General features: G+C 70.2%; 11 protein-coding genes. All 11 read right to left on the bottom strand.

Features of this window, described 5'->3' with window-relative positions; translation table 11 throughout:
- Window positions 1-8: 8 nt before the first annotated feature.
- The gene (locus tag QRN40_RS15075; protein WP_285116565.1) at window positions 9-896 is read right to left on the bottom strand and encodes an ABC transporter permease; all 888 of its coding nucleotides are present in this window, start codon (window positions 894-896) and stop codon (window positions 9-11) included.
- Window positions 883-1,818, bottom strand: coding sequence for an ABC transporter ATP-binding protein (locus tag QRN40_RS15070; protein ID WP_285116564.1), 936 nt, complete (start codon window positions 1,816-1,818; stop codon window positions 883-885). The genes QRN40_RS15075 and QRN40_RS15070 overlap by 14 nt, the downstream gene beginning before the upstream one ends.
- Entirely contained in the window at window positions 1,815-2,876 is a 1,062-nt protein-coding gene (locus QRN40_RS15065) for a LolA family protein (RefSeq protein ID WP_285116562.1), read from the bottom strand. The genes QRN40_RS15070 and QRN40_RS15065 overlap by 4 nt, the downstream gene beginning before the upstream one ends.
- A 342-nt stretch (window positions 2,877-3,218) precedes the next feature.
- Window positions 3,219-4,634 carry a pyruvate kinase gene (pyk, locus tag QRN40_RS15060; RefSeq protein WP_285116559.1) on the bottom strand — a complete coding sequence of 472 codons (1,416 nt, stop codon included), beginning with the start codon at window positions 4,632-4,634 and terminating at the stop codon, window positions 3,219-3,221.
- An 82-nt stretch (window positions 4,635-4,716) separates the two neighbouring features.
- Window positions 4,717-6,174, bottom strand: a complete 1,458-nt coding sequence (locus tag QRN40_RS15055; RefSeq protein WP_285116557.1) for a glutamate synthase subunit beta — start codon at window positions 6,172-6,174, stop codon at window positions 4,717-4,719.
- On the bottom strand, window positions 6,167-10,744 hold the full coding sequence (gene gltB / locus QRN40_RS15050; protein ID WP_285116555.1) for a glutamate synthase large subunit: 4,578 nt from the start codon (window positions 10,742-10,744) through the stop codon (window positions 6,167-6,169). The genes QRN40_RS15055 and gltB overlap by 8 nt, the downstream gene beginning before the upstream one ends.
- A 196-nt stretch (window positions 10,745-10,940) precedes the next feature.
- Entirely contained in the window at window positions 10,941-11,930 is a 990-nt protein-coding gene (lgt, locus tag QRN40_RS15045) for a prolipoprotein diacylglyceryl transferase (protein WP_285116553.1), read from the bottom strand.
- A 68-nt stretch (window positions 11,931-11,998) separates the two neighbouring features.
- Entirely contained in the window at window positions 11,999-12,799 is an 801-nt protein-coding gene (trpA, locus tag QRN40_RS15040) for a tryptophan synthase subunit alpha (RefSeq protein WP_285116552.1), read from the bottom strand.
- Complete coding sequence (gene trpB / locus QRN40_RS15035; protein WP_285116550.1) at window positions 12,796-14,007, bottom strand: tryptophan synthase subunit beta; 1,212 nt, start codon at window positions 14,005-14,007, stop codon at window positions 12,796-12,798. Before trpB ends, trpA begins: the two co-directional genes overlap by 4 nt.
- Complete coding sequence (gene trpC, locus QRN40_RS15030; protein ID WP_285116548.1) at window positions 14,007-14,777, bottom strand: indole-3-glycerol phosphate synthase TrpC; 771 nt, start codon at window positions 14,775-14,777, stop codon at window positions 14,007-14,009. Before trpC ends, trpB begins: the two co-directional genes overlap by 1 nt.
- 3 nt (window positions 14,778-14,780) lie before the next feature.
- A complete protein-coding gene (locus tag QRN40_RS15025) occupies window positions 14,781-15,011 on the bottom strand; it encodes a DUF6704 family protein (RefSeq protein WP_285116547.1) in 231 nt (76 codons plus the stop codon).
- Window positions 15,012-15,125 lie beyond the last annotated feature (114 nt).

Genomic DNA, 15,125 nt, shown 5'->3' with positions numbered 1-15,125 from the left:
GCGCCGGGTCAGGACAAGATGTCCTTCGACGTGAACCGGCCGATCGCGAGCGCACCGAACACCGCGATGTAGCCCAGCTGCAGCAGCGCGTTCTGGCCGAACGAATCCCACGAGATCGGGTCGCGCAGGAAGTCGCCGAAGCCCAGCCAGTAGTGGCTGAACAGCCACGGGTGCAGTCCCTCCAGCTGAGGCAGCTGGTCGAGGACCTGCGAGACGACGGCTAGGACGGCGGTGGCCGCCATCGCGCCGACCGGCACGTCGGTCAGGGTCGAGAGGAACAGCCCGATCGCGCACAGCCCGAGCAGCGACACCACGATGTACAGGGCGATCAGCAGCAACCGCAGGTACGCCTCCCCGGGGCTCACCTGCACGCCCGAGAGCAGCGTGACCGGTCCGATCGGGAACAGCAGCGCGCCGATCAGCGTGCCGGCGAGGCCGACGACCAGCGCCGCGGCGATGCAGAAGACCGCGCATCCCGCGTACTTCACGCCCAGGAGGCGGAGGCGGCCCGCCGGAGCGATGACCAGGTAGCGGAGCGTGCCGTGGCTGGCCTCCCCGGCGATCGTGTCGCCGGCGACGACCCCGATCGTCAGCGGCAGGAACAACGGCACGCAGACCACGAGCGCGGTGAACGCGACGAACAGTCCGTTCGAGGTGATCTCGCTGAGGAACGCCGGTCCGCGCGAGCTTCCGCCCGTGAGCCGGACGGCGACGGCGATCAGGAGCGGGATGGCGGCCAGCGCACCGAGCATCGCCCAGGTGCGCCAGCGCCGGAACATGACGGAGATCTCCGATCCCAGCAGAGCCCAGCCGCCGGACGGACGCTCGCGGCGCGCCGCGAGCGACACCACGGCCGTCGTCGTCTCGGGTGCCGCCGTCAGTTCACTGCTCGACATCGAAGCCCTCCCCGGTGAGCTCCACGAAGCGCTCCTCGAGGCTGGACGCGCGCACGACGAACCCGCGCAGCCGCACGTCGTCGCGGACGAGCGCCGCCGCCAGCTCCTCCGCGGGTGGTCCGACCTCGCCGAGCGCCGCCTCCACTCCGGAGCCGGTCAGCACGGCGTCCAGACCGAAGCGGGACAGGACGGAGGCCGCGCGCGACGCGTCCGGTGTCTCCACCGCCAGCCGCGGTCCCGACCCCCGACGCAGCTCGTCGAGCGAGCCCTGTGCGACCAGGCGTCCGGTCCGCATGATGGCCGCATGGGTGCAGACCTGCTCGATCTCCGCCAGCAGGTGGCTCGACACGAACACCGTCGTGCCCTCGTCTGCCAGCGACCGCACCAGCGACCGGACCTCGCGCGTCCCCTGCGGGTCCAGTCCGTTCGTCGGCTCGTCGAGCACCAGGAGGTCGCGGTCGGTGAGAAGCGCGCCGGCGATGCCGAGGCGCTGCTTCATCCCGAGCGAGTACGCGCGGACGTGCTTGCCAGCCGCATGGGAGAGGCCCACCCGCTCCAGCGCCGCCTCCACCCGGGCGCGGCGCGTCGACCCGGGCGCGTACCGATCGGCGGTGTCGCGGCGCATCAGGTTCGCGGTGCCGGACAGGTAGGGCGCGAACGCCGGCCCCTCCACCAGGGCACCGACCCGCGGGAGCACCCGCGCCCCGCGATCCGGCATCGCCTCACCGAGCACCTGGATCGACCCGGCAGACGGCGAGACCAGGCCCAGCAGCATCCGGATGGTCGTGGTCTTCCCCGAGCCGTTCGGGCCGAGGAAACCGAAGACCGATCCGCGCGGAACGTTCAGGTCGAGGCCGTCGACGACCGCTCGCGACCGGAAGCGCTTGGTGAGCCCGCTGGTCGCGATCGCCGCGTCGGTCACTTGGCGGACGCCTGCGCCGCTGCCTGCAGAGCCGACACCGGCACCGAGCCGGCGAGCACACGGCCGTCGGCGGTGACGAGCACCGAGAGGATGGACGAGCTCAGGGCACGTCCGCCGTCCACCGGCTGCGTCAGCTGCGAGAACAGCGGATCATCCGACACCGCGCTCGGAGCAGAACCTGCGGGAAGGGCGACGACGGTCGCCCAGCCGGTGCCGGAGACGGACGGCATCGGGTGCGAACCGGCCGGCTCGTGCATCCGCCCCGCGTCCGGCAGCTTCTGCTCGGAGACGCTCGCACCCTTCGGCGGGGCGAACGCGAACACGTCGGCGTCCGGCTTCTGGTCGCTGAACGAGGTGAACCCGGCCTCGAACGCCGGCGCACTCGCACCTCGCGCGGTCACGGCGACCTTCAGCGGGATGCCGGTCTTGCCGTCGACGGCGATGGACACGGTGCCGATGAGCGTGGTGTCGGCCTTCGGCGTCAGGACGAGGTCGTACGCGTCGCGGCCGGCCACCTGGGTGGGATCGCCGAGAGACACCTTCGTGGAGGGGTCGACGGCGTCGAGGAAGCGCTGCGCCAGCTGCGACGGAGTGAGCGACGTCGCATGCGGAGTCGCGTCCTTCTGAGCGTGCGCGGGAAGCGTCGCGTGCGTGACCTTCTCACCCGAGGACTGGTACAGCCACAGGTCGGAGCCATTGCGGATCGCATCCCGCTCGGCCAGCTGATCGAGGACCTGGACGCGGACGCGAGCCGGCCCATCCACCCACACCTTCGCGGTGTGGTCGGCCAGGGCGAGCTCCAGCAGGTCGGCGGCGCTGTTGTCGTCCGTCCCCTTCGACGTGGCCGTGGGAAGGCTCGGCAGGCCGAGGTCGGAGTTCTGCTCGACGGTGCCCGAGAAGGAGCGCGTGTTGCTCGCAGCCACGAGGTGCAGCACATCCGCCGGCGTGCTCACCGGCAAGTCGCTGGCACCCGCGGCCAGCGGGGTGATGACCACAGCGGCCGCGATGACGGCCGGGACGACGACAGCGGGCGCCCAGCGCAACCAACGGTGTTCCATAGCCTGAGGATACGCGCGGGCGGCCGCGCGCGACCCTCCGGATTGCCTGGTAAAACGCGACTTCATCCCGCGGTCGGACGTCCCGTCATACCTGAGGAGGACACGCCCGACGCGCGGCGGGATGATCCTCCCTTCCCGACACGGAATCCTGCGGCGGGGCTGTGTGGAAAACGGAGGTGTCTGCATTCGACACGCCGGTCGGGGGCGCGAAACGGAGGATGCGGTGGCCGAACCGGGTTGGAAGTCCTCCGTTTTTGGCAGTTGCGGCGCGGGCGGAGCGGCCGGAGGGCGCAGGGCGGACATGCAGAAGGCCCCGCCGGAGCGGGGCCTTCTCAACCGGTACTACAGGACGTCGCCGACCCGGTGCACGCGGATGTCGTTCGTGGTTCCGGGGATCCCGGGAGGGGAACCGGAGATGATGATGACCTTGTCGCCGTCGACCGCGCGGCCGGTCGACTTCAGCGCCTCATCCACCTGGGCGACCATCTGGTCGGTGTGGGTGACGCGTCCGACGACGAACGACTCGACGCCCCAGAACAGCGACATGCGACGGCGGACCGACTCCTCCGGCGTGAACGCCAGGATCGGGATGCGGCTGCGCAGGCGCGACATGCGGCGCGCCGACTCGCCCGACTCGGTGAAGACGCAGAGGAACTTCGCCTCGACGAAGTCGGCGACCTCTACGGCGGCCAGCGTGATCGCACCGGACTGGGTGCGGGGGCGCGTGCCGAGCGGCTGGATGCGCTCCAGACCGTGCTCCTCGGTCGAGGTCACGATCTTGGCCATGGTCTGCACCGTGACCACCGGGTACTCGCCGACGCTGGTCTCGCCCGAGAGCATGACCGCGTCCGCGCCGTCGAGGACGGCGTTCGCGACATCGGAGGTCTCGGCGCGGGTCGGAACCGGGCTGGAGATCATGGACTCGAGCATCTGCGTCGCCACGATGACCGGCTTCGCCGCGCGACGGGCCAGCTCGACCGCGCGCTTCTGCACGATCGGGACCGCCTCGAGCGGCAGCTCGACACCGAGGTCGCCGCGGGCGACCATGATGGCGTCGAACGCCTCGATGATCTCCTCGAGCGCCTCCACGGCCTGCGGCTTCTCGATCTTAGCGACGACGGGGATCTTGCGACCCTCCTCGGCCATGATCTCGTGCACGCGCTCGATGTCGGCGGCGTTCCGCACGAACGACAGCGCGATCAGGTCGGCGCCGAGCTTGAGGCCCCAGCGCAGGTCGGCCTCGTCCTTGTCGGAGAGCGCCGGCACGTTGACCGCGACACCAGGCAGGTTGATGCCCTTGTTGTTGGAGACGGGACCCGCGACGATCACCTCGGTGGTGACGACCGGGCCGTCCACCGACACGACGCGCACGCGCACCTTGCCGTCGTCGATCAGCAGGAAGTCACCCGGCTTGACGTCGTTCGGGAGGCCCTTGAACGTCGTCGAGGAGATCTCCTTGGTACCGATGATGTCCTCGGTGGTGATCTTGAAGATGTCGCCCTCGGCGAGCTCGTAGGGACCGGCCTCGAACTTGCCGAGACGGATCTTCGGGCCCTGCAGGTCGACGAGCACGGCGACCGGCTTGCCGGCGTCGTCGGCGGCCTTGCGCACGTTGGCGTAGACCCCCTCGTGCACCTCGTAGCTGCCGTGGCTCAGATTCATCCGGGCCACGTCCACACCCGCGTCGATGATCGCGCGGATGTTGTCATAGCTTGAGGTCGCGGGCCCGAGGGTCGCGACGATTTTCGCCCTTCTCATGCTTTTCTGTTCGCTCCGTTGTTCTGCGCCGACGGCGCGTGGTTCGGTGGGGTGGCGCCCGGTCGTGCGGGCATCGCCTCGCTCAGACGAGGATGCCGCGGTCAGTGGGACGGATCGGAGACGGCAACTGCGTCTCCCCTTCAAGATACCGGTCAACGGCCGCCGCCGCTGCCCGGCCCTCTGCGATGGCCCACACGATCAGCGACTGACCGCGTCCGGCGTCGCCGGCGACGAAGACACCCTCCTGCGAGGTCTGGTAGTCGCCGTCGCGCGCGACGTTGCCGCGCTCGTCGAACGGGAGCCCCAGCTGAGCGGAGATGTCCTCCTGCTCCGGACCGGTGAAGCCCAGGGCGAGCAGCACCAGGTCGGCGGGAATCTCGCGCTCGGTGCCGGCCTTCGGCACGCGGCGCCCGTCCAGGTACTCGGTCTCGGCCACGCGAAGCGCGCGGACCTCGCCGAACTCGTTGGCGAGGAACTCGACGGTCGACGCGAGGTACTCGCGCTTCCCGCCCTCCTCGTGCGCCGACGAGACCTCGAACAGGGTCGGGGTCATCGGCCACGGCTGGTGGCCCGGACGCTCCGCCGGAGGCTGCTTGCCGATGGCGAGGTTCGTGACGCTCGCGGCACCCTGGCGGTGCGCGGTGCCGATGCAGTCCGCACCGGTGTCGCCGCCGCCGAGGACGATGACGTGCTTGCCGTCCGCGGTGATCTGGTCGGCGATGCCGTCGCCGGCGCCCACCTTGTTCTGCTGCACCAGGTACTCCATGGCGAAGTGCACGCCGGAGAGGTCGCGGCCAGGGATGGGCAGGTCACGCGGGACCAGCGCACCGGTCGCGACCACGACCGCGTCGTACCGGGCGCGCAGGTCGTCCCAGCTGATGTCGACGCCGATGTTGACGCCCGCACGGAAGCGGGTGCCCTCGGCCATCATCTGGTTGAGCCGCGCCTCCAGGTGCTTCTTCTCCATCTTGAAGTCCGGGATGCCGTAGCGCAGCAGGCCGCCGATGCGGTCGTCCCGCTCGTACACGGCGACGGTGTGGCCGGCGCGCGTGAGCTGCTGCGCGGCGGCGAGACCCGCCGGGCCGCTGCCCACGACGGCGACCGTCTTGCCGGTGAGGCGCTCCGGCGGGTGCGGCTGCACCCAGCCGTTCTGCCACGCCTGGTCGATGATCGAGACCTCGACCTGCTTGATCGTGACGGCCGGCTGGTTGATGCCGAGCACGCACGACGACTCGCACGGAGCCGGGCAGAGGCGGCCGGTGAACTCGGGGAAGTTGTTGGTCGCGTGCAGGCGGTCGATCGCCTGGCGGCCCTCCCCGCGCCACATCAGGTCGTTCCACTCCGGGATGAGGTTGCCGAGCGGGCAGCCGGAGTGGCAGAACGGCACGCCGCAGTCCATGCAGCGGCCGGCCTGCCGGCGCAGCTGCGCCGGGTCCTGCGCCTCGTAGACCTCTTTCCAGTCCATCAGGCGGACGGAGACCGGGCGCCGCTTGGGCAGCTCCCGCTCGGTCGTCTTCAGAAAACCCTTCGGGTCAGCCACCGGTCACCTCCAAGATTCGGTTCCACACGATGTCGCCGTCCGGGTCGAGACCCTCGTCGGCGGCTTCCTGGCGCATCTGCATCACCGCGGCGTAGTCGCGCGGCAGCACCTTGACGAACTTCGCGACGGTGCCGTCGAAGTCCTCGAGCATCCGCGTGGCGAGCGTCGATCCGGTCTCGGCCGCGTGCTGCTCGAGCAGGTCGCGGACGATCTCGATGTCGGCGCTGCCGAGCGGCAGCAGTTCCAGCTCTCCACTGGCGAGTGCCTCGCGGTTCACCCGCTCGCGCTGCAGGTCGTACACGTACGCCGTGCCGCCCGACATGCCCGCGCCCAGGTTCCGCCCGGTCCCGCCGAGGATCACGGCGAGGCCGCCGGTCATGTACTCGAGCGCGTGGTCGCCCACGCCCTCGACGACCGCGGTCGCGCCGGAGTTGCGGACCAGGAAGCGCTCGCCCACGATGCCGCGGATGAACATGCTCCCCTGCGTCGCGCCGTAGCCGATCACGTTGCCGGCGATGACGTTGTCCTCGGCGGCGAAGGCGCTGCCCGGCTCCGGCCGGACGACGATCTGGCCGCCGGAGAGCCCCTTGCCGACGTAGTCGTTGGAGTCGCCCACCAGCCGCAGCGTGATGCCGGCCGGCAGGAACGCACCGAACGACTGACCCGCCGAACCGGTGAGCGTGATGTCGATCGACCCCGCCGGGAGGCCGTTCTCGCCGTGGCGGACCGTCACCTCGTGACCCAGCATCGTCCCGACCGCGCGCTCGGTGTTGCGGATGGGGAGGTCGAGCTCGATGCGTCCGCCGTGCTCCAGGACGTCGCGCGCGGCGTCGATCAGGTGCACGTCGAAGTGCTTCTCGAGCTCGTGGTCCTGCTGGCGGCCGTTGCGCCGCGGCGCCTCCGGGCCGAACGCCGGACCGTGCAGGATGGGCGCCAGGTCGAGACCGGACGCCTTCCAGTGGTCGATCGCGCGGTCCACGTCCAGGAGCTCGGCGTGGCCGATCGCCTCCTCGATGCTGCGGAAGCCGAGTGCGGCGAGGTAGTCGCGCACCTCCTCCGCGATGAACTCGAAGAAGTTGACCACGAACTCCGGCTTGCCGGCGAAGCGCGCCCGCAGCTCGGGGTTCTGGGTCGCGACTCCCACCGGGCACGTGTCGAGGTGGCAGACGCGCATCATGACGCAGCCGGAGACGACCAGCGGTGCGGTGGCGAAGCCGAACTCCTCTGCGCCCAGCAGCGCACCCACGATGACGTCGCGGCCGGTCTTCAGCTGCCCGTCGACCTGCACTACGACGCGCTCGCGCATCCCGTTCAGCATCAGCGTCTGCTGCGTCTCGGCCAGGCCCAGCTCCCACGGGGTTCCCGCGTGCTTCAGCGAGTTCACCGGGGACGCGCCCGTACCACCGTCATGGCCGGAGACCAGGATGACGTCGGCCAGCGCCTTCGCCGTGCCCGCTGCGACCGCGCCGATGCCCGACTCGGAGACGAGCTTGACGTGGATGCGAGCGCCCGGGTTCGCGCGCTTCAGATCGAAGATCAGCTGCTTGAGGTCTTCGATCGAGTAGATGTCGTGGTGCGGCGGCGGCGAGATGAGGCCGACGCCGGCCGTCGCATGACGCGTGCGCGCGACCCACGGGTACACCTTGGTCGGGGGCAGCTGACCGCCCTCGCCCGGCTTGGCACCCTGGGCCAGCTTGATCTGGATGTCGTCGGCGTGCGTCAGGTACATCGACGTCACACCGAACCGGCCGGAGGCGACCTGCTTGATCGCACTGCGGCGCTCCGGGTCCAGCAGACGGTCCAGGTCCTCGCCGCCCTCGCCGGTGTTCGACTTGGCGCCGAGCCGGTTCATGGCGATCGCGAGGGTCTCGTGCGCCTCCTGGGAGATGGAGCCGTAGCTCATCGCGCCGGTGGAGAAGCGCTTGACGATGGAGGCGACGGACTCGACCTCCTCGAGCGGAACGGGCGGCCGCTCCCCCGTCTTGAGCGAGAACATCCCGCGCAGGGTCATCAGCGACTCGGACTGGTCGTCCACGAGCTTCGTGTACTCGCGGAAGACGTCGTACCGCCTGGTGCGCGTCGAGTGCTGCAGCCGGAACACCGTCTCGGGGTTGAAGAGGTGCGGCGAGCCGTCGCGGCGCCACTGGTACTCGCCACCGGTCGCGAGCCGCTCGTGGGCGAGGGCCGCGCCCTCCGACGGGTAGGCGCTCTCGTGCCGCGCGAGGTTCTCGGCCGCGATCACGTCGATCCCGACGCCGCCCAGCTTGCTTGTAGTGCCGGTGAAGTACTGGTCGACGAACCGCTGGCTGAGGCCGACGGCCTCGAAGGCCTGGGCGCCCGCGTACGACGAGACCGTCGAGATGCCCATCTTGGACATGATCTTCAGCACGCCCTTGCCGAGCGCCTTGATGACGTTCTTGACCGCCTTCTCAGGGCTGACGCCGGTGATCATCCCGCTGCGGACGAGCTCCTCGCAGGTCTCCATCGCCAGGTATGGGTTGATCGCCGAGGCGCCGTACCCGATGAGCAGCGCGACGTGGTGCACCTCGCGGACATCGCCGGCCTCGACGATCAGGCCCGCCTTCATGCGGGTCTCCGAGCGGATGAGGTGGTGGTGCACCGCCGCGAGCATCAGCAGCGACGGGATGGGCGCGAGGTCCTTGGTGGAGTCGCGGTCGCTGAGCACGATGAACTGGGCGCCCTGCGCGATGGCCTCATCGACCTCGTCGCACATCTCCGCCAGGCGGCGCTCGAGCGCATCCGGCCCGGCGTCGGAGCGGTACAGGCCGCGGACGGTGGTCGTCAGCGTGCTGCCCGGCCGGGGGTCGATGTGCTGGATCTTCGCCAGCTCGTCGTTGTCGATCACGGGGAAGTCGAGCACGACCTGCTTGGCGTGCTCCGGACCGGCGTCGAGGAGGTTGCGCTCCGGGCCGAGGCCGAGCTTCAGGGAGGTGACGACCTCCTCGCGGATGGAGTCGAGCGGCGGGTTCGTGACCTGCGCGAACTGCTGGGTGAAGTAGTCGAACAGCAGGCGCGGACGCTGGGAGAGGACCGCAACCGGCGTGTCCGAGCCCATCGCACCCAGCGGCTCGGCGCCGGTCGTCGCCATCGGCTTCAGGAGGACGCGGACCTCCTCCTCGGTGTAGCCGAATGTCCGCTGCCGGCGGACGATCGACGCCGGGGTGTGGACGATGTGCTCGCGCTCCGGGAGGTCCTTCAGGTTGATCCGGCCCTCGTCGAGCCACTCGCCGTAGGGCGCGCCGGCGGCGAGGTCGGACTTGATCTCCTCGTCCTCGATGAGGCGGCCGGCCTCGGTGTCGACCAGGAACATCCGGCCCGGGCGCAGCCGGCCCTTGCGGACGACGCGGCTCGGCTCGATGTCGAGCACGCCGATCTCCGAGGCGAGCACCACGAGGCCGTCGTTGGTGACGACGTACCGGCCGGGGCGCAGCCCGTTGCGGTCGAGGGTGGCGCCGACGAGCGTGCCGTCGGTGAAGACGATCGCCGCCGGGCCGTCCCACGGCTCCATGAGCATCGAGTGGTACTCGTAGAACGCGCGGCGGACCGGGTCGATCTCGGTCTGGTTCTCCCAGGCCTCCGGCACCATCATCATCACGGCGTGCGGGAGCGGACGCCCGCTCAGCGAGATGAGCTCGACGACCTCGTCGAACGAGGCGGAGTCGCTCGCGCCGGGCGTGACGATCGGGAAGATCGGGCGCAGGTCGCCCAGCAGCTCGCTCTCCAGCTGCGACTGGCGGGCGCGCATCCAGTTGCGGTTGCCCTGCACCGTGTTGATCTCGCCGTTGTGCGCGATCATCCGGAACGGCTGCGCGAGGGGCCACGACGGGAACGTGTTCGTGGAGTACCGGGAGTGCACCAGCGCGAGCTTCGAGGCGAAGCGCTCGTCCGAGAGGTCCGGGTAGAACGGCTCCAGCTGGAGCGTGGTCACCATGCCCTTGTAGACGAGGGTCCGGCTCGACAGCGACGAGAAGTACAGGTCAAGCTCGCGCTCGGCACGCTTGCGCAGGAAGAACGTCTGACGGTCGAGCGCGATGCCGGAGACGAGGTCGCCGTCGTCATCGTGGCGCGTCGAGGCGACATACAGCTGCTCGATCACCGGCATGGCCTGGCGCGCGAGGGTTCCGAGCTCGTCGGGACGGACCGGCACCTCGCGCCAGCCCAGCACGGTCAGCTCGTGCTCGGCCGCGATGGCCTCCAGCGCCGACTTGACCTCGGCGCGCTCGTTCTCGGCGGTCGGCAGGAAGGCGTTGCCGACGGCGTACCGGCCGGCCTCCGGGAGCTCGAAGCCGGTGACGGCACGGAGGAACGCATCCGGCACCTGGGTGATGATGCCCGCGCCGTCGCCGGTGCCGGCGTCGGAGCCGACCGCGCCGCGGTGCTCCAGGTGACGCAGCGCTTCGAGCGCGGCGTCGATGATGTCGTGCCCGGCGGTGCCGCGGAGGGTCGCGACCATGGCGAGGCCGCAGGCGTCCTTCTCATGGGCAGGGTCGTACAGGCCTTGCGGGCCTGGCACGGTCCCGAAACGGGAATGGGGTGGCGTGAGCGCCATCTGTCGACCGTCCTCACAGTGTCGTGGATGTGGGGATGTTGGGTGCGGGGACGCCATCGGCCCGATGCTGGGAAGTGCTGCCGCCGTATCCTGCGGGCTGTGTGCGGCCCGGTCTCTCGATGCGGTCGGTCAGGTGCGTGGGATGCTCGCCACGACGGTCTGTCTACCGCCGTTCAGGGCTTCGGACCGTCGGGAGTCATCCGTTCGTGGGGCTTGTGGCCTTGGCCGAAGCGGACCCGGCAGGCACACCGTCGTCGTCGGCGGTGCCCTCATGATCCAGGTCCGTGTCGTCAGAGTCTACCTCAGCATCCGGACGCACCCATTCACGGCCCGGACGGTAGGGGCTGGGCTCGAGACCGGGGTGCCGGCTGGTCTGCACGTAGAAGATGACGAGACCGAGCACGACCGAGACGAATGCTGCCCAGACGTTGGTCGGGATGCCGAGGAAGCTGTACTCGCTCGGGTCGATGCGGATCGACTCGAGGTACGAGCGGCCGACGCCGTACCAGATGAGGTACAGCGCGAAGAGCCGGCCCCACTGGAGGCGGAACTTGCGCTCGAGCAGGACGAGCAGCACCACGCCGATGACGTTCCAGATGATCTCGTAGAGGAACAGCGGCTGGAACAGGGTGCCGTCGGGCAGCCCGACCGGGATCGCCTTATTGCCCGAGTCGATCTGCAGTCCCCACGGAAGGTCGGTGGGCAGGCCGAAGAGCTCCTGGTTGAACCAGTTGCCGAGGCGGCCGATCGCCTGCGCGAGCAGCAGCGCCGGGGCGAGCGCGTCGGCGAAGGTCCAGAACCGCAGTCCCGTCCAGCGGCAGCCGAGCCACGCTCCGACCGCGCCTCCGATCAGCGAGCCGAAGATGGCGTTCCCGCCCTCCCAGATCGCGAACACCTTCCACAGCGGTGCGCCGTCGTAGAAGTAGTCTCCGGGGTGCGTGACCACGTGGTAGAGCCGCGCGCCGACGATCCCGAGGATGATGACCGGGATGAGGACATCGAGCACGACGCCCGGCTCGGCTCCACGCTTCGTCAGGCGGCGCGAAGTCCAGATGGCGGCGACGACGATGCCGATGAGGATCATGATCGCGTAGGTCTGGATGCGCCAGTGCAGACCGAAGATGTCGATCGGGATCTGCTGCCACTCGGGCCCGGGGCTGGGGATGCTGGTCAACCAGCTGCTCATGGTGAGGGCCACCCGATGACTACCTTTCGATCACGTGCAAAACACTGACACATTAGTTTACGACGGGGTCAGGAGCGGTTCGCGCCGCGGGCGAGCTCCGCCGCCAGGCGGCCGGCCTCCGCCACCCCGCCATCGCCCAGCGCCTTCACCAGGGCCGAACCGACGATGGCGCCGTCGGCGTACTCCAGCACCTCGGCGACCTGGGCGGCCGTGGAGATGCCCACGCCGACGCAGGTGCTCGTCGCGCCCGCCTCGCGCAGACGGCCGACGAGCGTGCGCGCCGCGGCATCCACATCCGCACGGGCACCCGTGATGCCCATGGTGGACACGGCGTAGACGAAGCCGCGGCTCGCCTCGACGGTCCGCTTCAGACGCGCGTCGGTCGAGCTCGGGGCGGCGAGGAAGACGCGGTCGAGACCGGCCCGGTCGGACGCGGCGAGCCAGTCGGCGCCCTCGTCCGGGATGAGGTCCGGTGTGATGAGCCCCGCTCCCCCTGCTTCGGCCAGGTCGTCCGCGAACCGTTCGACGCCGTACTGCAGCACGGGGTTCCAGTACGTCATCACCAGGATGGGGATGTCGACCTGTTTGGTGATCTCGCGCACCGCGGTGAAGCCGTCGCGCAGCCGGAACCCGGCGCCCAGCGCCTGCTGGGTCGCCGCCTGGATGACGGTGCCGTCCATGACGGGGTCGGAGTACGGGAGGCCCAGCTCGATGATGTCCACACCGTTCTGGGCGAGCGCCACGGCGGCATCCACACTCGTGCGGAGGTCGGGGAAGCCGGCGGGCAGGTAGCCGACGAACGCGCCGGCGGCCTCGTCGTTGCGCCGGGCGATGGTCGCCGCGACGCGGCTCGTGACCGCCGCGCTCACGACTGCACCGCGCCCGCGTCGATCAGGTCGAAGTAGCGGGCCGCCGTCTCCATGTCCTTGTCGCCGCGGCCGCTCAGGTTCACCAGGATGAGCCCCTCCGGTCCGAGCTCGCGGCCGAGCGTCAGCGCGCCGGCGAGGGCGTGCGACGACTCGATGGCGGGGATGATGCCCTCGGTTCGGGTCAGCAGGCGCAGCGCATCCATCGCCTCGGCGTCGGAGATCGGACGGTACTCGGCCCGGCCGATCTTCGCGAGCCACGCGTGCTCCGGACCGACGCCCGGGTAGTCGAGGCCCGCGGAGATGGAGTGGGACTCGATGGTCTGGCCGTCTTCGTCCTGCAGCATCATCGAGCGGGCGCCGTGCAGCACGCCCGGCCGGCCCTTGGTGATCGTGGCCGCGTGGCGCGGGGTGTCCGCGCCCTCGCCTCCGGCCTCGAAGCCGATCAGCCGCACGTCTTCGTCGTCGAGGAACGCGTGGAAGATGCCCATCGCGTTCGAGCCGCCGCCGACACAGGCGACCACGGCGTCCGGAAGGCGGTCGGTGAGCTCGAGCACCTGCTCGCGCGCCTCCTCGCCGATGATCTTCTGGAGGTCGCGGACCATCGCCGGGAAGGGATGCGGTCCTGCGACCGTGCCGAAGATGTAGTTGGTGTGCTCGACGTTGGTCACCCAGTCGCGCATGGCGTCGTTGATGGCGTCCTTGAGGGTGCGCGAGCCGGTCTTGACGGCCACGACCTCGGCGCCGAGCAGGCGCATCCGGGCGACGTTGAGGGCCTGCCGCTCGGTGTCGACCTCGCCCATGTAGATCGTGCACTCGAGACCGAACAGCGCCGCGGCGGTCGCCGTCGCGACGCCGTGCTGGCCGGCGCCGGTCTCGGCGATCACGCGGGTCTTGCCGATCCGCTTCGTCAGGATCGCCTGGCCGAGCACGTTGTTGATCTTGTGCGAGCCGGTGTGATTGAGGTCCTCGCGCTTGAGGATGATGCGCGCACCGCCCGCGTGCTCGGCGAAACGCGGCACCTCGGTGATGATCGACGGACGGCCGGTGTAGCTGCGGTGCAGCTCGTCCAGCTCGGCGTGGAACGCGGGGTCGGCCTTCGCCTCCTCCCAGGCCGCCGACAGCTCGTCGAGCGCTGCGACCAGCGACTCGGGGACGAACCGCCCGCCGAAGTCGCCGAAATACGGACCCTGCTCAGTGCGGAGGGACATCAGACTCCCAGGAACTCTCCGAGCGTGGCGACGGGGTCGCTGGTGACGAGCGCCTCGCCGACGAGCACGACATCCGCACCCGCCGCCCGGTAGTGCGCGACGTCGTCGGCCGATTTCACGGCCGACTCCGCCACGCGGATGACGCCGGACGGGATGCGGTCGGCCAAGCGGCCGAACAGATCCCGATCCAGCTCGAACGTGGAAAGGTCGCGGGCGTTCACGCCCACGAGCCCTGCGCCGGTGTCGAGGGCGCGGTCGAGCTCGTCGGCCGAGTGCGCCTCCACCAGCGAGGTCATGCCGAGCTGCGTGATCAGCTCGTGCAGCTCGACGAGCCGCTTCTGGTCGAGCGCGGCCACGATCAGCAGCACCAGGTCGGCGCCCGCCGCACGGGCCTCGAACACCTGGTACGGGTCGGAGACGAATTCCTTGCGCAGCACCGGGATGGAGACGGCGTCGCGGACGGCCTCGAGGTCGGCCAGCGAACCGTGGAACCGGCGCTCCTCCGTCAGCACGCTGATGGCGCTGGCGCCGCCGGTCTCGTACGAGACGGCGAGTGCGGCCGGATCCGGGATGGCGGCGAGCGACCCGCGGGACGGGCTCGCGCGCTTCACCTCGGCGATGATCTTGACGCGCTCCGCCGGGGCGAGAGCCGCGAGGGCGTCGAGTGCGGCGGGACGGGCCAGCGCAGCGGCCTCCACCTGCGGGAGCGGTCGCTCCTCACGCCTCCGGTCAGCGTCTTCGAGCGCGCCGGCGACGAGGTCGGCGAGCACGGATCAGTGACCCTTCGGGGTGTACTTGGAGCCGCCCACTCCGTAACCTGCGCGCTTCATGACGCCGCCCACGATGAGGCCGATGATCGCGAGACCCGCTGCCGCCCAGACGATGATCGGGGCGTCGAAGAAGAAGGCGATCGCGCCGATGGTGAAGGCGACCAGCATGATGATCACGGCCGTCCACGCCGCCGGCGAGTGACCGTGACCTGGCTCGACTGACTCGCTGCTCATGGAACTCCTGCACGTCGGGTGCGCGCCTTGCCTGCGCGCACGGGAATTGGAACGCAACCAGTCTAGTGGTTACCCCCTCCGGCTCGCGGAGGGGTGCCGTCACGGGACGGCGCG

The organism is Leifsonia sp. fls2-241-R2A-40a (assembly GCF_030209575.1).
GTDB lineage: Bacteria > Actinomycetota > Actinomycetes > Actinomycetales > Microbacteriaceae > Leifsonia.
Note: the sequence above shows the minus strand (reverse complement) of the source record. Positions and strands in the feature narration are given on the sequence as shown.